23 protein-coding genes are annotated in these 24,210 nt (G+C 58.0%); 15 read left to right on the forward strand and 8 right to left on the reverse strand.

Going from position 1 to position 24,210, the window contains the following annotated elements:
* Positions 1 to 20 precede the first annotated feature (20 nt).
* The 4 genes from ACFSR7_RS29165 (at position 21) to ACFSR7_RS29180 (ending at position 4,543) form a co-directional block, all read left to right on the forward strand.
* A complete protein-coding gene (locus tag ACFSR7_RS29165) occupies positions 21 to 1,820 on the forward strand; it encodes an ABC transporter ATP-binding protein (protein WP_378167713.1) in 1,800 nt (599 codons plus the stop codon).
* Entirely contained in the window at positions 1,804 to 3,717 is a 1,914-nt protein-coding gene (locus ACFSR7_RS29170) for an ABC transporter ATP-binding protein (protein WP_378167715.1), read from the forward strand. The genes ACFSR7_RS29165 and ACFSR7_RS29170 overlap by 17 nt, the downstream gene beginning before the upstream one ends.
* Before the next feature lie 69 nt (positions 3,718 to 3,786).
* Entirely contained in the window at positions 3,787 to 3,981 is a 195-nt protein-coding gene (locus tag ACFSR7_RS29175; protein WP_378167717.1) for a cold-inducible protein YdjO-related protein, read from the forward strand.
* A 109-nt stretch (positions 3,982 to 4,090) separates the two neighbouring features.
* Positions 4,091 to 4,543, forward strand: a complete 453-nt coding sequence (locus tag ACFSR7_RS29180) for a divergent PAP2 family protein (RefSeq protein WP_378167719.1) — start codon at positions 4,091 to 4,093, stop codon at positions 4,541 to 4,543.
* A gap of 89 nt (positions 4,544 to 4,632) precedes the next feature.
* Here the strand turns inward: ACFSR7_RS29180 and ACFSR7_RS29185 are convergent, their stop codons facing one another.
* From ACFSR7_RS29185 to ACFSR7_RS29200, 4 genes are all read right to left on the reverse strand, one after another.
* Complete coding sequence (locus ACFSR7_RS29185; RefSeq protein WP_378167721.1) at positions 4,633 to 5,325, reverse strand: metal-dependent hydrolase; 693 nt, start codon at positions 5,323 to 5,325, stop codon at positions 4,633 to 4,635.
* A gap of 76 nt (positions 5,326 to 5,401) precedes the next feature.
* Complete coding sequence (locus ACFSR7_RS29190; protein WP_378167723.1) at positions 5,402 to 6,076, reverse strand: TetR/AcrR family transcriptional regulator; 675 nt, start codon at positions 6,074 to 6,076, stop codon at positions 5,402 to 5,404.
* Between the two features lie 94 nt (positions 6,077 to 6,170).
* Entirely contained in the window at positions 6,171 to 7,193 is a 1,023-nt protein-coding gene (locus tag ACFSR7_RS29195) for an ABC transporter permease (RefSeq protein WP_378167725.1), read from the reverse strand.
* Positions 7,190 to 7,963 carry an ABC transporter ATP-binding protein gene (locus ACFSR7_RS29200; protein ID WP_378167727.1) on the reverse strand — a complete coding sequence of 258 codons (774 nt, stop codon included), beginning with the start codon at positions 7,961 to 7,963 and terminating at the stop codon, positions 7,190 to 7,192. The genes ACFSR7_RS29195 and ACFSR7_RS29200 overlap by 4 nt, the downstream gene beginning before the upstream one ends.
* A gap of 235 nt (positions 7,964 to 8,198) precedes the next feature.
* Here ACFSR7_RS29200 and ACFSR7_RS29205 point away from each other — a divergent pair, with 235 nt between their 5' ends.
* Entirely contained in the window at positions 8,199 to 9,614 is a 1,416-nt protein-coding gene (locus tag ACFSR7_RS29205) for a DHA2 family efflux MFS transporter permease subunit (protein WP_378167728.1), read from the forward strand.
* Here the strand turns inward: ACFSR7_RS29205 and ACFSR7_RS29210 are convergent.
* Positions 9,611 to 10,435, reverse strand: coding sequence for a helix-turn-helix domain-containing protein (locus ACFSR7_RS29210; RefSeq protein ID WP_378167730.1), 825 nt, complete (start codon positions 10,433 to 10,435; stop codon positions 9,611 to 9,613). The genes ACFSR7_RS29205 and ACFSR7_RS29210 overlap by 4 nt on opposite strands.
* Before the next feature lie 217 nt (positions 10,436 to 10,652).
* On the opposite strand from ACFSR7_RS29210, the gene ACFSR7_RS29215 reads away from it, so the two are divergent.
* A complete protein-coding gene (locus ACFSR7_RS29215) occupies positions 10,653 to 11,651 on the forward strand; it encodes a phytanoyl-CoA dioxygenase family protein (RefSeq protein ID WP_378167732.1) in 999 nt (332 codons plus the stop codon).
* 20 nt (positions 11,652 to 11,671) lie between these two features.
* A complete protein-coding gene (locus tag ACFSR7_RS29220; RefSeq protein ID WP_378167734.1) occupies positions 11,672 to 12,466 on the forward strand; it encodes a sugar phosphate isomerase/epimerase family protein in 795 nt (264 codons plus the stop codon).
* A gap of 154 nt (positions 12,467 to 12,620) precedes the next feature.
* Here the strand turns inward: ACFSR7_RS29220 and ACFSR7_RS29225 are convergent, their stop codons facing one another.
* Positions 12,621 to 13,535: a DMT family transporter gene (locus ACFSR7_RS29225; protein WP_378167736.1), complete on the reverse strand. Its 915-nt coding sequence runs from the start codon at positions 13,533 to 13,535 to the stop codon at positions 12,621 to 12,623.
* A 239-nt stretch (positions 13,536 to 13,774) separates the two neighbouring features.
* Here ACFSR7_RS29225 and ACFSR7_RS29230 point away from each other — a divergent pair, with 239 nt between their 5' ends.
* The 5 genes from ACFSR7_RS29230 to ACFSR7_RS29250 all read left to right on the forward strand — a co-directional run bounded on the left by ACFSR7_RS29230 (position 13,775) and on the right by ACFSR7_RS29250 (position 18,058).
* Entirely contained in the window at positions 13,775 to 14,662 is an 888-nt protein-coding gene (locus ACFSR7_RS29230; RefSeq protein ID WP_378168196.1) for a permease, read from the forward strand.
* Positions 14,659 to 15,690 (forward strand): TIGR03943 family putative permease subunit, encoded by a 1,032-nt coding sequence (locus ACFSR7_RS29235; protein ID WP_378167738.1) that lies wholly within the window; start codon positions 14,659 to 14,661, stop codon positions 15,688 to 15,690. The genes ACFSR7_RS29230 and ACFSR7_RS29235 overlap by 4 nt, the downstream gene beginning before the upstream one ends.
* A 65-nt stretch (positions 15,691 to 15,755) precedes the next feature.
* Positions 15,756 to 16,406 carry a hypothetical protein gene (locus ACFSR7_RS29240; RefSeq protein WP_378167740.1) on the forward strand — a complete coding sequence of 217 codons (651 nt, stop codon included), beginning with the start codon at positions 15,756 to 15,758 and terminating at the stop codon, positions 16,404 to 16,406.
* Positions 16,407 to 16,505: 99 nt separating this feature from the next.
* Positions 16,506 to 16,682, forward strand: coding sequence for a hypothetical protein (locus ACFSR7_RS29245; protein WP_378167742.1), 177 nt, complete (start codon positions 16,506 to 16,508; stop codon positions 16,680 to 16,682).
* A 122-nt stretch (positions 16,683 to 16,804) separates the two neighbouring features.
* The gene (locus ACFSR7_RS29250; RefSeq protein WP_378167744.1) at positions 16,805 to 18,058 is read left to right on the forward strand and encodes a D-alanyl-D-alanine carboxypeptidase family protein; all 1,254 of its coding nucleotides are present in this window, start codon (positions 16,805 to 16,807) and stop codon (positions 18,056 to 18,058) included.
* Between the two features lie 27 nt (positions 18,059 to 18,085).
* On the opposite strand, the gene ACFSR7_RS29255 is transcribed toward ACFSR7_RS29250, so the two are convergent.
* The gene (locus ACFSR7_RS29255; protein ID WP_378167745.1) at positions 18,086 to 20,101 is read right to left on the reverse strand and encodes a Na+/H+ antiporter; all 2,016 of its coding nucleotides are present in this window, start codon (positions 20,099 to 20,101) and stop codon (positions 18,086 to 18,088) included.
* 141 nt (positions 20,102 to 20,242) lie between these two features.
* Positions 20,243 to 21,607 (reverse strand): hypothetical protein, encoded by a 1,365-nt coding sequence (locus tag ACFSR7_RS29260; RefSeq protein ID WP_378167747.1) that lies wholly within the window; start codon positions 21,605 to 21,607, stop codon positions 20,243 to 20,245.
* A gap of 336 nt (positions 21,608 to 21,943) precedes the next feature.
* Here ACFSR7_RS29260 and ACFSR7_RS29265 point away from each other — a divergent pair, with 336 nt between their 5' ends.
* The 3 genes from ACFSR7_RS29265 (at position 21,944) to ACFSR7_RS29275 (ending at position 24,161) form a co-directional block, all read left to right on the forward strand.
* Positions 21,944 to 23,269, forward strand: a complete 1,326-nt coding sequence (locus ACFSR7_RS29265; protein WP_378167749.1) for a hemolysin family protein — start codon at positions 21,944 to 21,946, stop codon at positions 23,267 to 23,269.
* 345 nt (positions 23,270 to 23,614) lie between these two features.
* Positions 23,615 to 23,950: a hypothetical protein gene (locus ACFSR7_RS29270; RefSeq protein ID WP_378167751.1), complete on the forward strand. Its 336-nt coding sequence runs from the start codon at positions 23,615 to 23,617 to the stop codon at positions 23,948 to 23,950.
* Positions 23,922 to 24,161, forward strand: a complete 240-nt coding sequence (locus ACFSR7_RS29275; RefSeq protein ID WP_378167753.1) for a hypothetical protein — start codon at positions 23,922 to 23,924, stop codon at positions 24,159 to 24,161. Before ACFSR7_RS29270 ends, ACFSR7_RS29275 begins: the two co-directional genes overlap by 29 nt.
* Positions 24,162 to 24,210 lie beyond the last annotated feature (49 nt).

Consider the following 24,210-nt stretch of genomic DNA (forward strand, 5'->3'; position numbering starts at 1 on the left):
CGGGCGGGGAGGCAAACGAGTTGCATTATTTGCGTAAATATATGTCGAAATACGGCCTGCTTTTTTCGCTGTCGCTCGCGCTTGTCGCGCTTGAAGGCATATGCGATCTGCTGCTGCCGACGCTGATGTCTCATATGATCGACCGGGGCGTGCTGACGCGCGAATTGCATGTCGTGCGCCAGTACGGCGGCTGGATGTTGGCGATTACGGCCGCAGGCGCGCTCTCCGCGCTTGGACGCAACGTCGTCTCGAGCCGGGTGTCCCAGCGGTTCGGAGCGGATCTGCGCGGCGATCTGTTCCGCCGCGTGCAGTATTTGTCTCTCCGCGACGCGGATCGCTTTGACCGGGCATCGCTCGTGACGAGGCTGACGAACGACATCACCCAGGTGCAGAACTTTGCCAACGGCATGATGCGGATTTTCGCCAAGGCGCCGCTTTTGTGCATCGGGGGACTTATTATGGCCGTCAGGCTTAACCCGCAGCTGTCGCTCGTACTCGTCGTCGTCGTGCCGCTCGTCATTTTGCTTATTATTTTAAACATGCGCGTCGGATTCCCGCTGTTCCTCAAGGTTCAGGCGGCGCTCGACCGGTTGAACGGCGCGATGCGCGAATATTTGTCGGGCGTACGGTCGGTCAAGGCATTTAACCGATCCGCTTACGAATCGCAAAAATTCGAGACGATCAACGGCGAATATCAGACGCGTTCGACGACGACGCTCCGCGCAATGTCCGGCTTCGGCCCCGCGATCGCGCTCGTCGTGAACCTGAGCGTCGTCGCTATCGTCTGGCTCGGCGGCATCCGGGTGGACGACGGCGGGATGCAGGTCGGCAACATCATTGCTTTCGTCAACTATATGACGCAGATTCTGTTCTCGCTGATGACGATCTCATGGGTGTTCAATATGTTCATCCGCGCGCGAGCATCCTCGGGACGTATCGCGGAGGTGCTGGCGCTTCCGGAAGGAGAGTCGGCTCCCGGGCGCGACGCCGTCCCCGATGCAGCGCATATCGGTGACGCCAGTCATCGAACGCCTGCTACCGCACCTATGGCTTCCGGGATTGTAGGCGTTTCTTTTGAAGGCGTCGGATTCTCGTACGAGGGGATGGACGGAGAGCGGGCGCTGCGCAATGTGACGCTGGCCTGCGAACCCGGCGAAACGCTTGCGATCGTCGGATCGACCGGCGCGGGAAAGAGCACGCTCGTGCAGCTGGTTCCGCGCCTGTACGATCAGACAGAAGGTATCGTGCGCATCGGCGGCGTCGATCACCGGATGCTGGACGTATCGGAGCTTCGCGAAACGGTGGCCATCGTGCCGCAGCGAACCGTGCTGTTCACGGGAACGATCGCCGACAATTTGCGCTGGGGCGACGAATCGGCTACGCAGTCGGAGCTGGAGGCGGCTGCGAGGTCCGCCAGTGCGCACGACTTCATCATGGCGCTGCCGGGCGGCTACGATGCGATGCTTGGCCAGGGCGGCGTTAACTTGTCCGGCGGCCAGAAGCAGCGGCTCTCGATCGCCCGCGCCTTGATCCGCCATCCCCGGATTCTGATCCTCGACGACTGCACGAGCGCGCTCGACGCCGTCACGGAGAGCAAGGTTAAGACGGCGCTCAGAACCTATGATCCGAAGCCGACCTGCCTATTGATCGCGCAGCGCATCTCGTCGGTCATCGATGCCGATCGAATCGCCGTGCTCGACGATGGCGGGCTGGTCGGGCTTGGCACCCACGAGGAGCTATTGCGGAGCTGCGCCGTATATCGCGATATTTGCCGCTCGCAATTCGGAGAGGAGGCGATTCCGCATGCCTCAGGCATCTGATCGATCGAACGGACGGCCGGCGGCGCCAGCCGTACCGGTACGCGCACCCGGCGGTCCGAGCGGTGCCGGGGGCTCGGGGGCAGGTCCGCGCGGCAGGGGCCCCGTACAGAAGCCGAAAGCGTTCGGCGCGACCGTGCGCCGTCTGCTGTCTTATCTCCGGACGGAGCGAAGACTGCTCGCGATCGTCTTTCTATTCACGCTCGCGAGCGCAGGGGCGGCGCTCCTCGGCCCGTATTTGATCGGCCGCGCCATCGACGCGATGCACGGTCCCGGCACCGTCGATTTCGGCGCCCTTCATGTGCTGCTCGCGCTGATGGCCGCAGCGTACGCGATGGACGCCTCGCTTACCTTCGTGCAGAGCTGGCTTATGTCGGGCGTCTCTCAACGGGCCGTGAGCCGGCTTCGAAGCGGACTTTTCGCCAAGCTGCACGGGCTCCCGCTTTCGTACTTCGACACGCGCAGGCACGGCGAGATCATGAGCCGGCTGTCCAACGACATCGACAATGTCAGCACGAGCCTGTCCCAGACGGTCGTGCAGCTGATGGGCGGGGCCGTAGCGATCGTCGGCTCGCTGGTCATGATGCTCGTGCTGAGCCCGCTGCTCACGCTGGCAGGCCTTGTGACCGTGCCGCTCGTCTACTTGCTGGCCCGCGTCGTGACCCGAAGGACCGGCACGCTGTTCAAGGAACAGCAGGCTTATCTCGGCAGGCTGAACGGCCAGATCGAAGAGAGCGTCACAGGCCTGTCGCTCGTCAAGTCGTTCGGAAGGGAACGCCGGTCCGTTGCCGAATTCGATGAGGTCAATCGCAGCTTGAGCGAGATCGGCATCAGGGCGCAGATCTGGTCGGGACTGCTCATGCCGCTGCTCAGCGTGATCAACAACATCGGCTTCGCGACGGTAGCCGTCGTCGGCAGCGTGCTGGCGGTCAAAGGTCATATTTCGGTCGGCGTCATCGCCAGCTTTTTAAGTTATTCGAGGCAGTTCGCAAGACCGCTGAACGACATCGCGAACGTTTACAACGTGCTTCAGTCCGGGGTGGCCGGCGCGGAACGCGTATTCGAGGTGCTCGACGAGGCGGAGGAGACGTCGGACCGTCCGGGCGCCGCCGAGCTGGAGCCGGGAGCGCTGAACGTCGTTTTCGAGGACGTATCGTTCGGCTACAACCCGGCGCATCCGATTCTGAACGGCGTGAGCTTCGAGGCGGAGGCCGGCACCTGCGTCGCGCTCGTCGGCCCGACGGGTGCCGGCAAGACGACGATCGTGCAGCTGTTGAACAGGTTCTACGACGTTACGGAAGGCAAGATCCGCATCGGCGGACGCGACATCCGCGACTATACGCGAAGCAGCCTGCGCAGCGCTTTTGGCGTCGTGCTGCAGGATACGTACCTGTTCTCGGGGACGATCCGTGACAATATCAAATACGGCAATCCCGGCGCGAGCGACGATGAGATGACCGAAGCGGCCCGGCTCGTCGGCGCCGATGCTTTCGTCAGGCGCTTGCCGGGGCGCTACGACACGCAGCTGGCCGAGAACGGCGGGAGCCTGAGCCAAGGGCAGAAGCAGCTGCTGGCGATCGCCCGCGTGATGCTGGCGCGTCCGTCGATCCTGATCTTGGACGAGGCGACGAGCAGCGTGGACACAAGGACGGAGCTCCAGATCCAAGAGGCGCTGCTGACGGTCATGAAGGGGCGAACCAGCTTCGTGATCGCCCACAGGCTGAATACGATTCGCGGCGCCGATCAGATCCTCGTCGTCGCGGACGGCGGCATCGCCGAACGGGGAACGCACGAGGCGCTGCTGGCGCGCAAAGGCGCTTACTACCGCATGTTCGAAAGTCAATTCGGCGCAGGCGCCGCGCCGGGGTTGTCCGGCGGGACATCGGCAACCGGAACTTGACTCCGGCGGCAGAACGGCCTATAGTAGGTCAGTTGACTTATAACGGGTTTTGAAAGGAAGGCACCGAGATTGACATCGCAAGATGAAGGCGGCAAGCTGTTTTTAACGAAGATCTGGAAATGCAAAAGTCCCGACTGCAAGGCATGGGTACGCGAGGAGTTCGCGACCGAGCAACAGAAGTGCCCGATGTGCAAGGGCGACATGCTCCGCACGATGAAGCATCTGCCCGCGCTCGTGAAAAAGGTGAAATCGAGGTCGCGCTGACAGAAGGCGAATCGGTTGTCCCCTCTCGGGTGTAATAAGCTATAATAGCTCTATTGGCTGCCTCCGCAGGATCGGGTAGCGCCCACTCGGGAGAAGGGAGACCGCCGTTATGTCCTTACTCGCCAATTTTCCGCTCATCGCCGCGATCGTCTCCATTCTGTCGGCGCAGGCCGTCAAGGTGCCGATCCAGTTCGTCGGCAGGCGCTCATGGCAGACCGGCATGGCCTTCAGCACCGGCGGCATGCCGAGCTCGCATTCCGCCGCCATGGCGGGACTTACGACTGCGCTCGGCATCGAGGACGGACTCGATTCGCCAGCGTTTGCCGTCGCCGCGGTTGTCGGCATGATCATCATGTTCGATGCGGCTGGCGTCAGGCGGCATGCGGGACTCCAGGCATCCGTGCTCAATCGTTTTTTGCGGAAAATGCCCGATTTGCACGGCGAGCTGCATCCGGTCAAGGAACTGAAGGAGCTGCTCGGCCACCGGCCGATCGAGGTGTTCGCAGGCGCGATCTGGGGCATCGGCATCGGCGTGGCCGTCTATTATCTGTTCTATGCCTGATCCTTTGTTTGCCGCAAAAAGAAAGAGACCCGAGCCCCGGTGCGTCGCGCCGGAAGTTCGGGTCTCCTTTTTGTATACGTACCGCATGCCTACAGCTCCAGGCGATCTCCCGGCTTCAGCACGGTGCCTTTGATGCCCTTCTGTTCGAGCGCTTGCGCATAGGCGTCAGCGTCTTGGCGGATGGGAGGGAAGGTATCGAAATGAACGGGCACGACCTGCTTGGGATTCAGCCACTCGGCGGCAGTCAGCGCGTCCTCGGGTCCCATCGTAAAATGGTCGCCGATCGGGATGAAGGCGAGATCGATCTTGTGACGCTCGCCGATCATTTTCATATCGCCGAAAAGTCCCGTGTCGCCCGCATGCAAAATGGTGAGCCCGCCCCAGGTGACGATCAGGCCCGTCGGCATCCCGAGGTAGACGATGCGCTGCTCGTCCGTCAGCGTATAGCCGGAGCTATGGAAGGCTTGTACCATCTTGACCTTTGCGTATCCGAGATCGTAGGTGCCTCCGATGTTCATGCCGACCGTATTTTCGACGCCCTGCCAGCCCAGGAAGGTCGCCAGCTCCGGCGTGCCGACGACCTGGGCGCCCGTGCGCTTCGCGATGGCTGCCGTGTCGCCGACATGGTCGCCGTGGCCGTGGGTGAGCAGGATGTGGTCCGCCTGAATGTCGGTCGCGGAGGCGGAAGCCAGCGGGTTGCCGGTGAGGTAAGGATCGATGATAAGCGAACGGCCGTCTTGCTCGAGCTTCACGCAGGCATGTCCGAGAAATGTAACGATCAAGCTGATTCCCTTCTTTCCTTCAAAATGAGGATAGGTCCGCAAGTATAAACGATACCCGTGCCGACCGAAGCCTAAACTACGGAGACAGGCCCTTGACCAAAAAGGAAACGGTCGCTTCGCGCTCCGCCTCGTCGTCCCATCCGGACTCGCCCGACAGGAGCATACGGGGCAGCACATAACCGATCAAGGTCGAAGCGGTAAGACGCGCAACCGTATGCGGGGGCATCGGCGCGATCTGGCCCGTCCGCTGGAACTTCTCGATCACGACCGTCATGCGCGCAAGCACCTTGGTCAGGATGATCGACTTGAACTGTTCGCGCATCTCGGGGTGAAAGGGAAGCTCCTGGGCGACGATGCGAAACAAGCGCTTGTTGCGGCTTACGAACGCGATGCGGTTGTCGATCATGCGGCGGACGAACTGCTCGAAGCTGTCGTGCTCGGCATCCAGCACGTCGCCGAAACCGCGAATGACGAACGGCGCCATCATCCGCATCATCGCCGGGGTGACGATGGACACGAGCAGTTCTTTTTTTGTCCGGTAATGCCTGAAAATCGTCCCTTCCGCAACGCCCGCCCGCTGCGCGATCTCGCTCGTGGAGGATCCGGCGTAGCCCTTGGCTGCGAAAACTTCGATCGCGGCGGCCAGGATGCGGGCCTGCTTCTCCGTCTTCACCGGCTGGCCTTCGCCGAGCGAGCCCTCATGCAGCAGCTCTTCCATCCAGGGCTCCATCGAGCCGTCATTCGCGTCCATCAAGCTGTCGCTCCTTCTATTGTCTTGAAGCCGCGGCGCGACGCACCGTACGGCATCCTGTCCTACCTATCGTACCATACGCCGCGCCGCCGCGCTAAATGGCCCGCTGCTTCTTGAGGGCGACGACATTCAGCGCCGCGAAGAGGAGAGAAAAGCCGAGAAGCACGCCTACGTCGAGCGAGATACCTCCGAAGCCTTCGCCTCTGATCATGATGCCTCTCAAGGCGTCTCCGCCGTAGTAGAGCGGCATCAGATACGTCAGCTTGCTCAGCCATGGCGACATGCCGTCCAGCGGGAAGAGGCCGGAAAAGAAAGCCTGCGGCACGATGACGACCGGTACGAATTGAATGATCTGAAATTCGGAGCCCGCGAACGCGGAGAGCAGCGTGCCCAGCGTGAGCGCCGTGAGCGTCAGCAGCAGGTTGACGAGCAGGATCAGCCAGATCGAGCCGGACATGAACATGCCGAGCGCATAGATCGCGAAGCAGGCGACGAGCGCCGACTGCAAAATCGCGAACAGGCCAAAGCCGCCCAAGTAACCAAGCACGACCTCGTGCCTGCGGATCGGCGTCGCCATAAGCCGTTCCATCGTGCCCGTCGTACGCTCGCGAAGAAAAGCGACGCCCGCAAGCAGGAAGACGAAGAAAAAGGAGAAAAAGCCGATCATAACCGGTCCGAAGGCGTCGAAGGAGGACATCCCCGGCTTCCCGTGCAGATAATCGATTTCGGGCTGAAAAACGGCCGATGCCGTCGTCCGCTGCATGGCCGATACGGCAAGCAGCACGGCGCGGCTGCGCGAAGGATCGCTGCCCTCGAGCAGCAGGGTCGGCTTGTCGTCCTTTATCGTCAGCACGGCGTCAAGTTTGCGAGCGTCCAGATCGGATCTGGCGCCGGTTTCGGAATCGTAGAAGACGATGTCGGCGGACGATGCTTTTAACGCGCTTGTGATCGTATCGGGCAAGCTGGCCGTTCCGATCTTGGGCGCGCTGCCTGTACCGCCGAAGATGCAGTAGACCAGCGTCAGAATGAAGAGCGGTGCGACGAACAGCAGCGCCAGCGTGCGTTTGTCGCGCATGAATTGCCTGAAGATGCGTACGGACAAGGCGCGGGCTCTCATGCGGAGTCACCTCCCAGACGGATAAAAGCTTCTTCGATCGTCGTCGTGCCGGTATCCGACTTCAGATCGGCCGGGCTGCCGACGGCGGTCAGGGAGCCGTCGCGGATCAAGCCGATCCGGTCGCAGCGCTCTGCTTCATCCATGACATGCGTCGTTAGCAGGATCGTCGTGCCGCGCTCGCGCAGCGCGAGCAGCGACGCCCAGATCGACACGCGCAGCGCCGGATCGATGCCGACGGTCGGCTCGTCGAGTATGAGCAGCTCGGGCTCGTGAAGCAGCGTTACGGCCAGCGACAGACGGCGCTTCATGCCGCCGGAAAACCGCGAGACGAGCTTGCCTGCATCCTCCGTGAGGCCGACGGTCGAGAGCGCGTGGCCGATCCGCTCTGCGAGGCGGTTGCCGCGCAGCTCGAACAACGCGCCGAAAAACTTCAGATTTTCCCTGGCGGTAAGCTCTCCGTATAGAGCGTCGGACTGCGCCATATAGCCGATTTTGCCGAGCAGCGGAAGGGAGGGGACCCGATGGCCGAGCACCGTGATCCGCCCTGCGTCCGCTGTATCGATGCCGGTCATGAGCTTGATTAGCGTCGTCTTGCCGGAGCCGGAAGGGCCGAGCAGGCCGAACAGCTCCCCGCGGCGGACTTGAAGAGAGATTTCGTTTAAAATCGGACGATCTCCGTAGCTGTGGGCGACGGACTCGAGCGTGATCGCGTCGCGGGGTTCGGACGACGAATCGTTGAAGTTTCGAATTTCATTTTGCAGGTGAGGCATCGGATCAGCCCTTTGCGAGTGAGTGTTTACTCATTTTCGATCCTATCTTAACAAATGTTTTGATGAAGGGGAAGAGATCGATCAATCAACGTAGTAGACGAAAGATAGAAATAAAAAAGGTCCCGCCTCTGCGTTCCGCGAGGGGGGACCTTTGTCTTGAGCCGATTCAAGAGCCGCTAAAAAGAATGCCTCCGGGGAGGAAACGTTCTCGCTAAAAGCGATTCTGCCGCCGCTGATGGCGATTATCGTCGGTATGATCATGGTTATTCTGGACAGCACCGTCGTCAACAATGCGATTCCGAAGCTCGTCGACTATTTCCACACCGACCTTAAGACGATTCAATGGACCGTCACCGGTTATACGCTTGCCTTGTCCGCCGTTATACCGCTGGCGGGCTGGATGACCGACAAATTCGGCTCCAAGCAAATTTTTATGCTGACGATCGCGCTTTTTACCGTCGGCTCGCTCTTGTGCGGTATCGCGCAAACGCCGGAGCAGCTCATCCTTTTCCGCGTCGTGCAAGGCTTGGGCGGCGGCATGGTCGCTCCGATCGGGATGGCTATGGTGTTCAAGATCGCGCCTCCCGAGCGCCGCGGCTCCATTATGGGCGTCCTCGGCATCCCCATGCTGATGGCCCCGGCGTTCGGGCCGGTTCTGTCCGGCTGGCTCGTCGATTCTGTCAGCTGGCACTGGATATTTATCATCAATCTGCCGATCGGCATTATCGCCTTGGTGCTCGCCTCCAAATATTTGCCGCGGTCCGAACGCCATGCGGCCCCGCATCTGGACGTGATCGGCATGTGTCTTGCACCGATCGCCTTCTCTATGCTGGCGTATGGCGTCAGCGAAGGGGGGAGCGGCTGGTCCAAGGCTTCTACGATCATTGGACTTACCGTCGGCGGCATTGCGCTGATCGTCTTTATTATCGTGGAATTGAAGCAGAAGCAGCCGCTGCTGGAACTGAAGGTGTTCAAGTCGTCCGACTTCACCCGCAGCATCATATTAACGTGGATCGTTCAGCTCGCGCTGTTCGGCGCGATGCTGATCGTGCCGTTGTACCTGCAAGGCGTCATGCATTATTCCGCGCTCGAGACGGGCTGGATCCTGATGCCGCAGGCATTGTGCGCGGGCATCGGCATGCCGATCAGCGGCCGGCTTTTCGATAAGATCGGCGCACGTCCGCTCGCACTTGCCGGATTGACCGTCATTTCCGTCTCGCTGTTCGTCCTGTCCGGCATAACGGTGGATGCGCAGCTGTGGAAAATCATCCTTTGCATCTGCTTCATCGGCCTTGGCATGGGCTTCTCCATGATGCCGCTCAATACGCATGTGTTGAATTCCGCGCCTCGGCGTCTGGTAAGCCGCGTCACGCCGCTTACGACGGCTGCGCAACAGGTCGTGGTGTCATTCGCGGTGGCAGGACTGACGGGTTATTTGACGTCGCAGATCGCTTCGCATGCCGCCGGAGAGGGAGCGAACGAGAATCCGCTCGGCGCAGTTGTCGCAGGCTACGGCGATACGTTTTTCTTGTCCGCGTGCATCGTAACCGGCGGCGTAGCGCTGACGCTGCTGCTCCGCAAGCCGAAGCAGCAGGATGAAGGAGCTGCCGGCGGAGATAAACCCGATCCGGCCATGATGGCCGGACATTAAGTTTGCGACGAGCTGCGAAAACCGCTCCAGGAGTCCCGACGGATGTCGGTAGCCGTGCGTCCCGTCGTTTCCTTGACGAGACGGGCCAGATGATGCGAAGTCTTGAAGCCGCATCGCGCAGCGATCTCCGATACGGTCAGGCCGGTATTCGTCAGCAATTCGACAGCGCGGTTCACACGGTACTGCCATAGGTAATGAATCGGAGACGATCGCTCGTGCTTCTTGAACAGTCTGACGAGATGCTCGGGCGACGACCCGGCGGCGTTCGCGAGCGCTGCCAACGACATTTCCTCTGCATAATTTTCGTGGATACAGGCGAGCGCCGCGTAGACGGCGGGGTGCTTTTCGCGTTGCAGCAAGGCTCTTTCGGACTCGCGCGGATAAAGATGAAGCGCGGCGAGGCCAAGGCTTCGCACGTCGGCATCCGTCGGAGCGCCTTGGCGGGTAAGATGAATCATGAGATCGACAAGGAGATTCATCTCTTCCGATAAGGGCAGGCATTCCGGCAGACGGTCAAGCGCTTCGACGTCCAGGTCGGACAAGCCCTCATAGTGGACGGCGATCCAGCGATGCCAGGAATCTTCTTTTTTCGAAAAAACGAACGTTTCCTCCAAGCCCGGCTTCAGCAAAATGACATGTCCCGGCGAAACGTACAGCGGCCGGCCCGACACGGTCACGGTCATCTCGCCGGCATACAGCATGACCAGCTGAATGTCCTGTTGTATGCGTGGTCCGAACTTGCTGCCTGGCGGATAAACGGTCGATCCGGCAACGGCATGGGACAAACGGTCGAGCGAAAAATCGGGCATCCCTGACGTCATGGTATCACCTCAACGCCTATTTTAAAGCGCATTCGTCCTGCAATCAACGAGAGATACAAAAAGTATTTGACCTTGGATGTGCAGCTTGCGGCAGATGACGTTATTCTTGAGGCGATTGTCAATAGCAGATACGAAAATGCTAATCCGATGCATGGTGGACTTTGTATAAAACCTTTACATTAAAGCTATTCCATCCGGTAAAGGGAGCGTGTGCGTCATGCCAGTCTTTTATACGCCGAAGTCGAGAGCCCATGATCGTCATCTTGTGACCGTCGAACAATACAAGCATTATCATCGCGAAGGTTTTCTTATCGTACGGGGCTTGCTCTCCAAGGAAGTTATCGAATCCTTGTATGCTTTGGCCGAAAAAACGCGATTGCAGAAAAAGCAGCAAGCTGCCGTGCAGGAAAACAGCCGGGATCCGTTGAAAGAAGAGTTTGCGCAAGCAACGCGCGTGCATATGCTTTCCCGAATCGACGCCGCCGCCGAGCAGGGCATGTTGAATCCGCACGTGCTGGACGTTGTCGAGGCGTTGATCGGTCCGGACGTTTACGCGCTGCAATCCATGATGTTCCTGAATCCGCCGGGCAAGGGCGGACAGGGCTGGCATCAGGACGCTTGCTACATCAAGACGCATCCGGACACGCTGATCGGCGCCTGGATCGCGCTCGAGCGGGCGGACGAGGATAATGGCTGCCTTTGGGTCGTACCGGGTTCGAATCACGAGCCCGTTTTCCCGCCCGAAGAGGTAGGCGGCGGCAATGTGCATGCGATCGATGCCTTCGAGGACCTGCACGCCGTGCATAATGTCAGCCATCTGGATGACGAAGTGAATACGTTGTCCCACGTCGTAGCCCAGTATTCGGCTCCGATACCAGTCGTGCTGGAGCCGGGAGACGTCCTGTTTTTCGACTCGCACCTGTTCCACCGCTCGTATCCGAACAAGACGGACGACCGGTTCCGCCGATCCTACGTGTGCCATTATTGCAATGCGAGATCTTGGGTTCCCTGGGATCATGACGGGTTCGAAGGAGATTCGGGGAACGCCAAGCAGATTCTCGCGCGCGGCGCCACGCATCAACCGTATGCTTCGCCCGCGTTCGGAACTGAAGTTTTCTTGGCGGAAAAGGGAGCGGAAGGCGGCGGCGTGCGCATGATGGGGATGCCTAACGGCATGATGATGCCGGTCGGCGAACGCAAAGACGACTCGGTTTAGAACAAGAGAGGATGAATGGGATGCGGCTTCAATTTTTTAAAGCGTTGTGGGGAATGGAAGGTACGCTGGCCGAGCAGGTGAACCGTGCGGCAGAAGCGGGATACGCGGGCATCGAGACGCCGCCGCCGGCTCCCGAACAGGCCGAGGAATTCAGCGCTTTGCTCGAGGAGCGCCGTCTAGCTTACATTGCGCAAATCTTTACGAGCGGCGATCACGCGGCGAGCTTCGCGGAGCGGAGCGCTTATGCGGCTTCCCTGAAGCCGCAGCTTATCGTCTCGCACAGCGCGCGCGACAGCATGACGGAAGCGGAGCAGGACCGCTTCTTCGAAGCAGCCCTTGAGACGGAGTCGCGTATCGGCATCCCGATCGGACATGAGACCCATCGGCAGAGGGCGATGTTTACGCCCTGGACGACGTCCAGGCTGCTGCGCAAATTTCCGGAGCTGCGCATTACGGCCGATTTCAGCCATTGGATGAACGTATGCGAATCGCATCTCGAGGATCAGGAGGAGCATCTGACGCTGGCGATCGAACGCGCCGTTCATATTCACGGACGGATCGGCTATCCCGAAGGGCCGCAGGTGCCGCATCCGGGGGCTCCGGAATATCGGACGGAGCTTGAGATCCATCTCGGCTGGTGGGAACGGATTTTGAACGCGAAGCGTCAAAGCGGGGCGGAGGAGGCTACATTTACGGCCGAGTTCGGACCGCCGGGCTATATGCACACGCTGCCGTTTACGAATAGACCCGTTGCCGATCTGTGGGAAGTGAACCAGTGGATGACAGACCGCGTACGCGAACGTTTCTCCAAATAAAGGGGAGCTGTCCCGAAAAGTCATGAAAATGACTGGGGGCGGCTTCTTTTCATTTATTTGTCTATCTGGCTAGACCGCCACATAAACCGGGGTGAAGAAGCTCTATATAGAGCTACATCGCGAGAACGCGGCATCAACCGATTTCAGCTTCGTTTCAGCTTTGTGCTTCTGCCGGTCGATCGTAAGCCTCCGCTTCGGAGCGCATATAGAGCGCGAGGCCCGCGATGACGAAAACGCCGCCGACCAGCTGCCATATGCCGAGCGCTTCGCTGAACAATATCAAACCGAGGATGCTCGCGCCAACCGGCTCGGCGAGCACGCTCATGGAGATCGTCGCCGGCTTGACATAGCGGAGGAGCCAGTTGAAGATCAAGTGGCCGAATACGGTAGGCACGATCGCAAGTCCCGCGAAGACGAGCCATTCCCGCGAGGGATAGCCGGTCATATTCGCGCCCGTCCCGACGTTATAAAGATAGAAGCAAAGGGCCGTAACGGCAAAAACGACGAGGCTGTATAAAAAAGAAGGCACGCGCTCCAAGATTCGTTTGGCAAGCAGCATGTTGACCGCGACGGCGACCGTGCCGAGCAAGGAGAGCAGGTCGCCCGTGAGCGCATCCCCGGAAAGGCCCGAATCTCCGGCGCCGACGATCGCGATTCCCACGAGCGCGGCGACAAGTCCCGCAAGCGCTTTGCGCGAGAGGCGGTCCTTGAACAGGAAGTAGGCGCCGGCCATGACGAACACCGGCTCGAGCGACAAGATCAGTGTGGAGCTGGCAATGGACGTGTAGCTGAGCGATGCCATCCAGAGCAGGAAATGGAGGGCGAGAAAGAAGCCTGCGGCGAGCAGCAGCCACCAGTCGGCAAGCTTGATCGCCCGCAGCGCCCGAAGCTGCTTGCCCCCCATAAAAGGGAGCATGAGGACGAGCGTGAACAGCATGCGCCACATGCCCTGCACGGATACGGGCGCGTCCGAATAGCGGACGAGAATCGGTGCGAACGAGATGGCGATCATGCCGACCAGCAGCGGGATAGCGGGAGCGACGGGCGGCTTGGAGGAGATCGGGTTCAAAGAAAGCACGTTCCTTTCAGCAAACAAGCATAAATTAAATTATTTTATATGGCGATCGGAAGTCTCGCAAGTGGAAGTTAAAGCCAGCAAGCAAGCCTTCGCTTGCACCCGATGGATGCTTGCGGCGTTTGCTATTTTACGCAGAATATCCATAATGAAAGGATCGGCTTCATACTTTTTTTAACGGAAGTGATCCTATCGTGACTTCGTTTTTGCAATTGAATACGATCTTTATCAGCATGATCATGGAGGCTATTCCGTTCGTGCTGATCGGCGTGCTGGTGTCGGGCGTCATCCAGACGTTCGTGACGGAAGCCTGGATCGCCAGAATCATGCCGAAGGGTGTCCTGCTGAGGACCTGCTTCGGCTGCGGAATCGGCCTGCTGTTCCCCTCCTGCGAGTGCGGGATCGTCCCGATCACCCGCAGGCTCGTCATGAAGGGCATGCCGCTGAATGCAGGCGTCGCTTTCATGCTATCCGGGCCGATCATCAATCCGATCGTCCTGTTCGCCACCTTTATCGCCTTCGGCAACGATTGGCGGATGGTAGGCATTCGCGCGGGACTGGCGATCGCCGTCGCCTTTTGCGTGTCGCTGTCCGTCGCGCTGATCTTCCGCGGGACGCAGCTGCGGCAGGCGGCGGAGACATCCGACAGCATCGTCGCGCCAGTCGCGGCCGCGCTGGAGCCGTCGATCGCGACGGTCGCCAAGCCGTCTACCCGCGCCAGGCTGTCCTCGGTCGTATCGCACGGCATCGACGAATTTTTCGACGTAGGGAAGTATCTGGTGATCGGCGCTTTTCTGGCCGCGGCGATGCAGACTTACATCCCGACCTCGTACCTGCTCGAGCTGGGCAGCGATCCGCTCAAGGCATCGCTCGTCATGATCGTGCTCGCATTCGTCATGTCGGTCTGCTCGGAGGCGGATGCCTTCATCGCGTCGTCGTTTCGCAGCAGCTTTACGGTCGGATCGCTCTCCGCCTTTATGGTGTTCGGGCCGATGATCGACATTAAAAACACGCTGATGCTGCTCAGCGCCTTCCGCACACGGTTCGTCGTCTCGCTGATCGCGCTCGTGGCGGTGTTCACCGTTGCCGGTTCTCTGATCGTAGGGAGGTTGTTCGGATGATTCGATTCGCGATTTTGTTCGGCCTGGCGTTCATGTTTCTGCTGCTGCACCGGACCGGGGATCTCGACAAATATATTAATATGAGATATGCCTACTTATCCGTAAGCGCGATCGTGCTGCTGGCGTTGCTCAGTCTGTATCAATTCGTCAAGGTATACCGGGCGGAAAGGAAAGCCGAGGAGGCTGCTGCGTTGGCGGTAACGGGGGGCGCGACGGGAGAGGGCGAGCATGCCGATCATGAACATGCGGGCCGTGACCATGCGAATCATGACCATGCGGACCATGACCATGCGGACCATGACCGCCACCAACACAGTCACCATACCGACGATCATAGCCATAATCACCACGATTACCACGATCACCATCACCACGATCATGACGGGCATTCGGGCCACTCGCATATCGGCCGTACCAGGTGGCGGCGCGGCTTCACCTACCTCGTGCTTGCCGTACCCATATTCACCGGCATCTTTCTGCCGGTCGCGACGCTGGATTCAAGCTTCGTCAAGGCGAAGGGCTTCTCCTTTCCCGAGCTCGATCAGCGCCGCAAGGACGCGGGCTATCATCAGTTTTTACGGCCGGATACAAGCGTGTTCTACAGCACCGAAAACTACGACAAGGTAAAGCAAAAGGATATGGCCGACTTTGCGACCCAGTCCTCCGTCGAATTGAACGATACGAATTATTTGAAGGGCATGGAGGTTTTGTACAATTACACGGACGAATTCGCGGACAAGACGATTACGTTCGACGGCTTCGCCTACAAAGGGGATGAAGTCGGCGCCTCGTCCTACTTCGTATTTCGCTTCGGCTTCATTCACTGCGTCGCCGATTCGGGCGTGTTCGGCATGCTCGTCCAGATGCCGGCGGGCACGAAGCTGTCGGACGACGACTGGCTCCGCGTTACCGGCAAGCTGACGCGCGAATATTATCAGCCTTTCAAGCAGATGATTCCGGTGCTCAAGGTCAAGGAATGGGAGCCGATCGCCAAGCCCGACGATCCGTATGTCTATCGGAATTTCTGACGAAGAGCGCTTTCACTTCTCGGCGCGGGATGCTATCATGGTAGCAAGGCAAGGAGATGAAGAAGATGACAACCGACAACGATCTTAAAGAAGAGCAGCAGAACCCGGACGCGCAGGCGGCCGGAGCGGACAAGACCGAAGCCGAGAAGGCGCAGGAGCTGATCGCGGCCGTACACTACAACGGCATGACAGCCTTGAAAATGGAATTCGGCGACGAACAGGTCGAAGGCCAGGTGATGAACCACGAGGCATACGGTCCGATCTTTACTTATATGGTGAAGTCGCCCGAGGGCAAGCCTTACGTCAGCGGATTTTTCCTGCGCGAGATGATCGCGGGATTCCAGACGAAGCAGGATCCTTCGCAGTGGATGTCATCCTTTTTCGTCGATTTGATGAAGTCGCCGGAAGGCAGGCTGCTGCCGATGCCGCCCCAGTCCGAGGACGAGGCGAAGGCGTTGATCGACAAGGTCATCGTGCCGCATTGCGTCAAGTCCGTACGCGAAGAGTTCGCGCCGGAGCCGGTGCATGCGGATCTCGAGCTTCACGAGGAGCACGGTCCTGTCGTGGAGGCGGGTTTCCCGTCGATCACGGAAGGGAACAACGTGTGCGCGATGCCGCTGCATTTTTTAATGGCGCATTATCTGCTTAACCGCGATCCGGCCGATTTATTGATTCAAGGTTTGTACCGCATCCGCGAAGAGCACGGGCTCGATTGATTCGACGGCCTGCCAAGCCGGCGCCCCCTTCGATTAGCGAAGAGGGCGCCTTTTTATTGCCGCTAGCGGTTGTATTTGTCAGCTGAAAGGAGATTGGGCGTGAACGGAACGATCGAATGGCCTTCGGGCGCCAGGCAGATCATCGAGGAAAAAGCGGGAGAAGCGGAGGGCGCGGGCGTTGCCGGATTTTCGATGTCCGCTACCATCGTCTTCGGCATCGGATTGATTATTACCGTGCTGATCGTCATCTCGATTTACAAGCGGCGCAGGAAATAAAACGGACATAAGGCACCTTATACGCGATAAAATAGGGTTGAAGCGATTCGGAATGGACTTCGGCACAATGGCAAAACGCAGAAATCAGTCGGCAGTCGAACATTGCGACGGGGGTACGCTGGATGAGACAGCTTAGCGGGCGACGAATCGGGTTAGCCTGGATCGCGGCGACGATCGTTTTTTTGGTATGTGCAGGCTATGCAACTGCGGCAGATCCGTCCGACCGAGCGGCGCCGCCGCAGGCGCAGAGCGAAGCTGCGATTCTCATCGAGCAGCATACGGGTGACGTGCTGTATGTGAAAAACGGCAACGAACGGCTGTATCCGGCCAGCATCGCGAAAATTGCGACGGCGATCATCGCCTTGGAGCATTCGTCTTTGACCGATGTCGCGACTGTGTCCAAAACCGCGCGCGGCGAGGAGGGGACCCGCGTCTATCTGGCCGAGGGCGAGCAGGTTACGATGGAGAAGCTGTTATACGGCATGATGCTCAACTCAGGCAATGACGCCGCGACGGCGATCGCCGAGCAGATCGACGGCACAAAGGACAAATTTGCCGAACGAATGAATGCGTTTATGCGTAACACGATCGGCGCCTACGACTCCAACTTTGTCAATCCGTCCGGACTGCCCGATCCGAATCAATACACCACCGCTGCCGATATGGCGCTGCTGACCCGGTACGCGATGGACAACGATACATTCCGGCGGATCGTGTCCACGCGCAAGCTGCCTTGGACCGGTCTCGAGTGGACGACTACGCTCGAAAATCATAATAAAATGCTGACCGACTATCCTGGCGCGACCGGCGTGAAGAACGGATATACGATCGCCTCAGGCAACACGCTGGTCGGAGCCGCGCAGCGGGACGGCATGTCGCTCATCGGCGTCGTGCTGAAGGCCGGCTCGAAAAACATCGCTTATGCAGATATGGCCGAGATGCTCGATTACGGGTTCGCGAACTTCGGCGTGAGGATGCTTTTTGCCAAGGGAGAGCGCTACGAGCTTCAAAATGAGGCGGGAGCCGCAAGCGAATGGATCGCGGACAAGCCGATTTGGGGCGTATATCCGAAAAGCGCGTCGCCGGTCTTGACGGTCGACCCGAACGGGCACGTCACATTAGAGAGCCAACAGGGAACCTACGATTCGGGCGAGTTGTCGCCGGTCAAAAAAGAGGTTTCAATTTCCGCTTTTTCGGGCCGGCAAGGCGAGAACGAACCTTCCGCGGTGCTTGATGCCGCCGGAGCCTCCCGTTCTTTCATTCGCGTCTATGCGCTCGGTGCGGGTGCCCTGGTCGGCGCAGGCGTGGCCGTATTGCTGGTGCGGCGCGTCAGGCGCGGCCGCTATCCGTCCAGGCGCACATACGATCGCGAATAATAGACGCTACGAACGAAGAGAGCCGGCTTATGCCAGCTCTCCTTCTAATACGCTGGCCTCCGAGTAGCTGATCGTCTTGCGCAGCGCGTTGGCCATGTCCCGCTTAATTTCTCCTCGCTCGTACAAGGCTTGAATCTCATCCCGTTCCACTTGGTAAGCGCGCAGCTGGATCTCCTGGCGGAGCTTTCGCTGGAGCAGCTCGTCTTCCGGATCTTCGTTTTTTCGGGAGATCGCGCGGATGATCTCCCGGTATTGGCCGATCACGTTCAGCGCAGCTTTGCGGTTTTCCTTCGTCATTTGCGCGCGGATCGAGCCGATCGCGGCCTGGCACGTTTTCAGCTTCGTTTTGCGAATGATGCTCTTGTCCAGACGGGGCTCCTGTTCCTTCGGCTTGATGATCGCCGTACCCAGCTTTCTCAGCCCCCGCGTCAGCAACAAAATGCGCATTCTGGAGCGGCGCGACAGCGCCTCCTCGAGCGACGCGAACGAATCGTTGAACCGGTTCGCCACATAATCGGGGATTTCGCCGGCCTTGAACATCCGAGCGATTTCTTTGCGTTCCGCCTGAAGTCCGATCAAGCGTGCCTGGTTTTCGCTGACGGCGAGCTCGAAGCCCTCCGATTGCTCTTCCTCGTGAAGGGACAAGCGCCGCAATCTGGACTCGTATTGGGCGATGACGGCATGAGAGGCGTGGCGGTTGTCTTCGTTGATCGATTCGGCAAGAAAACGCAGCGCCGCTTTGATCGTGGCCATGCGTGCCGCGTTAAGCTTTTCCTCTTCTTCGGTCGGGCCTTCGTCGTCGCTTCGCGTAAGCAGCGGCAGGCAGATGCTTGCAACGATAAGACTGATGAGGATGACGCCCGCGGCCAGAAACAGGATGAGGTCGCGTTGGGGGAATGCGTCGCCGTTATCGAGCACGAGCGGGATCGAAAAGGCGCCCGCCAGCGTGACGGCCCCTCTCACGCCGGACAGCGACGTCAGCACCGACATTCCGAGTCCCTCGCGCATGGAACGGCCGTTTTTACGCGAGAACCGATTTTCCCAGAACAGGTACACCCACAAAAAACGAAAGACGAGCAGCGAAACGAAGATGACGGCGATATAGCCGACGACGATGCCATTATTGATCGGATTTTCGAAAAAGATGACGTTTACGACCTCGGGGACCTGGAGACCGAGCAGCAGAAAGACAAGACCGTTGAGTACGTATAAAATGACCGACCAGGTGCTCTTCGATACGATCTGCAGCTTCACCATGCGGGATTCCATCCGGTCCTTCTCTACGGCATGGACGACGCCGCCGGCGACGACGGCAAGAATGCCGGACAAGCCGAGTTCCTCCGCCGCGAGAAAGATGAGGAAGGGCGTAAGAATAAGAATGAGCATATGTACGGTGACGTCTTCCATGCCCCAACGCCTCAAAAAAAGCCTCAGACGAATGAGCAGCGCTGCGATAATCGTGCCGCACAGCAGGCCGCCGAGCGAGATCAGAAGGAAGCTGCCGGTGGCGTTCAGGAGGGAGAAGGAGCCGGTGACGGCGGCGGCGATCGCGAACTTGAACGCCACAAGGCCCGAAGCGTCGTTCATGAGCGCCTCGCCTTCGAGCAGCCGCAAAATGCGCTTCGGCAGCGACACCCTTCCGGCCATCGACGTCACCGCGACCGCATCCGTCGGCGACAGGATCGCGGCAAGACCGAATGCCGCCGGAAGAGGAATCGATGGAATCATGGCATGAATGATGTAGCCGACCCCGACAGTCGTAGCGAAAACAAGGCCTAGCGCCATAAGCAAAATGGGAACGCGGAGCTCCCAAAGTTCGTCCCGGGGCGTACGCTGGCCGTCGTTGAACAGCAGTGGAGCGATGAACAGTACAAAAAACAGCTCCGGATCGAGCTTCAAATGATGACCGATCGGCAGCACCGCGAGCGCCATGCCGAGCGCGATCTGCACGAGCGGCAAGGGGACGGCGGGCAATAGCCGATTGACGATGTTGGACAGGGCGATAATCGCGAGCATAAACAATATGATTTCGAAGACTTCCATTCGACTGACCTCCGCGCGCGATATCGGTTGAAATGTTTCCTAACATATACTACCCGCAAATGGATTTTCGGATCAATTTCGTACATGCGAAAAGGACCGCCTCGCGGCGGTCCTTCGATGTAAAGGGATATCGTCGTGCGATTACTTGGATTCGCCGTTCAAATAATTAAAGAAAGGCACGTCCGTCCAAAAATCGTAGCTGATTACGGAGATGCTCGGATCGATCTCGCGGAAGCCGGCGGCCACTGCTTGCGAGCTGTTTTGCAGGGAGAACGATTGTGCATAATAATGGCCGTGTTCGATCTTGTTGTTCGTAATTTTTTTGTAACCGGGCAGCTCCGTCAGCGAATAGTAAAGCGGCTGCCACCACGAGCCGTACAGCAGGCCCGTTTGGTCGTCTTCGTTTTTCTTGGCGAAGGCTGCAATGATGCCGTCGAACCGCTGCTTGTCGGCGGCGTTCGCGAACTCGAACGCGATGTCGTATTCCTTGGCATATTCGATATAATTGCCGTTTGCGATCTGCTTGACCGTATACAGGTCCGAAACGCCTGGCTCGCCCCATTCTTTTAAATAGATGAAGGCGGACGTTTTAGGCTCGAACTGCACCTTGGCATCGATGCCTTCGCTGCGCAGCAGTCCGATCAGTTGAAGGGCATGCTTTAGGTTGGAGTGCCCGTAGATGAGCGACAGGCTGTCGACGAAGTTAGCTTCGTACCGGCTGTCTTTGAGGTTGTAGCCGGTGACGATGTTGCGCTCCAGCGCGGCGTCTACGACCGCTTGCAGCTCGGGAGACTGAATGATGTCCGACTGTGCGAATGCGTCCTGAAGCTTGGCGTAAATGTCGGCGTCGGATGCATAGCCGAGGAAGTGCTTGTAGAGTCCTTGCACGGTAAGGGTTTGGCCGATCAGTACTTCCGCGAGCTCGCGGGATGCTGTACCCTTAAGCTTAATTTCTCCAAAGTAGGAGACAGGCAGAAGACCGGTGTCGATCGCGGCCGCTACCTCCTGTGCGGCAGTCGTGCCGAGCCATTCGGGCTTCAGCTTGACCTTCGCCAGCGCGGCTGCCGTCTTGGAAGCCGGGTACGTGTAGGCCAGCTCTTTAAGACCGGCTGCTTTGACTGCGATTTGGACCGCATTAACGGCGGACAGGCGTTGGCCTGCCGCTACGGTATCCGCCGTTATGACGCCAAGGGCATACAATGCCGCGGCATCCTGATAGAGCGGATCGGAGGCGGAGAGATCCGTAAAAGTGTGAGGTTTTTCAGCCGGCTGCGCCTTCAGGGCTTCTGCAAGCGCCGACAGGAATTCGCCTTTTGTGAGGCCTGCGGTCAGTGCGATCGAATATTTATCTTTTAAAAAGGCAGCGTATTCGGAGGCTTGCACCTCATGCGCTTGAATTTGCGCATTGGCCGGCGCAGCGGCAAAGGCATGCGATCCGCCTGCGAGCGTAGCGGCAACGAGCGCCGACAAAAGCAGTTTGCGCGAGTCTACCGTAATTGTTTTCATTAAAATGTCTCCTTCGCCCGAATAATCTGATAAAATATGTAGGAATAATTTGTTTTCACATAGTAGCAAGCGTTGACCATGTTGTCAATGGAAATTAGTGACTGTAGCGACTGTTTAAAGTTTCGACGGACCGGGTATGGGATAAAAATCGAATCTTTTTGAATCTAAATCGGTATTTTTAGCGTATGTATGAATTAGATCAATTAAGGACAATCCATTTTGGGGCAGGAGGAGACAATCGTACGTGGACACAGAATCTGATTTACGCAGCTTACGACCGCTAGTCTATCGCACAGCAGCCATCGCCCGGCAGGCGATTGAAGGGGGTGACTGCGAATGCTAGGGCTGAACTTGGTGTGGGTTGCGTTGCTCATTCTGCTTACTGCCTTCTTCGTCGCTACCGAATTTGCGATTATTCGGATCCGGTCAAGCCGCGTCGACCAACTGGTGATGGAAAAAAAGAAAAATGCCTTGGCCGTCCAGCGAGTGATTACCAATCTCGACGGCTACCTGTCCGCTTGTCAGCTCGGAATCACGATTACCGCGCTGGGTCTCGGCTGGTTAGGGGAACCGACAGTTGAAAAGCTGCTCGAGCCGTTGTTTCATTCGCTTCAGATCGGAGAGAGCGTGTCGCACGTGCTTTCTTTCATCATTGCATTCGCACTGATAACGTACTTGCACGTCGTGCTCGGCGAGTTGGCGCCGAAGACGCTGGCCATCCAGAAGGCCGAGGCGATCTCGCTGCTTGTCGCGCCGGTTATCGTATGGTTCTACAAGGTGATGTACCCTTTTATTTGGGCGCTTAACGGCTCCGCGAACGGACTTATCCGCATGTTCGGCATGAAGCCGGCCAGCGAGCACGAAGAAGCCCACTCCGAGGAAGAGATCCGGCTGATTCTGTCGGAGAGCTACGAGAGCGGCAAGATCAACGAAGAGGAATTCGGCTACGTGAACCGGATATTCCAGTTCGACAGGCTGCTGGCTCGCGATATTATGATTCCGCGGACCGACATGGTGTGCTTGCACAAGAACAAGTCGCTTGCCGACAATCTGGCGACGATCAAGCGCGAGCAGTATACGCGATTCATGGTCGCCGGCGAGAGCAAAGACGACATTATCGGCTTTGTCAACACAAAGCAATTTTTCTTGAATTACGATAATAATCCTGAATTTGATTTTGGCGCCTTGCTGCAGCCGGTGCTCTCCGTACCCGACGCGATGCCCGTCAAGGATTTGCTGATCCGGATGCAGGCCGAGCGCAAGCATATTGCGCTGCTGCACGACGAATACGGCGGTACGGCCGGCCTTGTGACGATCGAGGACATCCTGGAGGAGATCGTCGGCGAGATCCGCGACGAATTCGACGAGGACGAGATTCAGCCGATCGAGGAGATCGGCGAGGACAAGTACGTCGTGGACGGCAAGACGCTCGTCGACGAAGTCGACCGCCTGTTCGAGGTGCAGCTGCCGAGCGACGAGGTCAACACGATCGGCGGCTGGCTGTTCGCGATGCAGCCGGACCTGCCCAAGAACGTGCCGTGGATTTACGAGGAGGAGAACCTGGCGTTCATCATCCGCGAAAAAGACCGCAACCGGATCCGCAAGCTGGAAATCGCGCGGAGGCAGGAAGGTCAGGCGAGGTTGACGCTGGTGGAAGGTTAATATTTGGAGACTGTCCTTTTTGGGACAGTTTTTTTTATATTTTAAGAAATAAATGGGGCGGCGATTCGTGACAGGTAAGCGCACTTTTGGCGTACCGGCGCTTTTAAACGCTTCGCGGATCCAAAAGCCTGCAAATGTGCAGGTATTTTCTGTCGACTAACGGCTCTTGATCAAATACCTGCAAATGTGCAGGTAAATTCAAATTAAAAGTCGAAAATCGAACTTAAAAAGGAAAATAAATGCACATATGCATCAATTTAGTTTAAAATAGCTTTAATCATAAAAATAGATGTATATTTGCAGGCATTACAGTGCAAGCAAACCTAAATAGAGGGGTGAACTTTGATGAAAAATAAATCGCTCATATGCTCGGCAATATTAGGGTGCGTTTGCGGCGCTTTATTTTTAGTCTTTGATCGAAGCACGGAGGCCACGCACATAGAGACACCGCTTGAGCAAATTGAAAACGGGACCGCACATATTCAATACGCATCCCCCCTGTTCGATGGAATGCCGCCGGAAATCATACAAAAAATAAAACACAACTGGTCGGTCGCAGAAGATTTGCTTTTGAAAAACAAGGTAATTAATGACCTAGATGAATGGAAATTGGTGAGCAGCGGTGAACACGGCCATCGGGATCACGAATCAAATGCCGATGGAGGAAGCTTTCACTTTTAACGACGCAATGATGAGTGATGTTCGTAAAAAAGGCTTGAAAAAAGGAGATGCCTATCCGGCCATTCTCTGGAACGAGCAAGCAGGAAAGGCCATTGTATTCTGGCTTCGCAGTGATCAAAATACGGCGGCCTATTTTACAATTCAGGCCGAAAAAGGTGAAAAAGAGAGCAAGGTGTGGAATGTGACGAGCGACTTGAACGAAGCTCAATAGGAATAATGCCATCTGCAAGCGAAGGACGGAGCCAAACGCTCCGTCCTTT

Source organism: Cohnella sp. GCM10020058, from assembly GCF_042683485.1.
In the GTDB taxonomy this organism is placed as follows: Bacteria; Bacillota; Bacilli; order Paenibacillales; family Paenibacillaceae; genus Cohnella.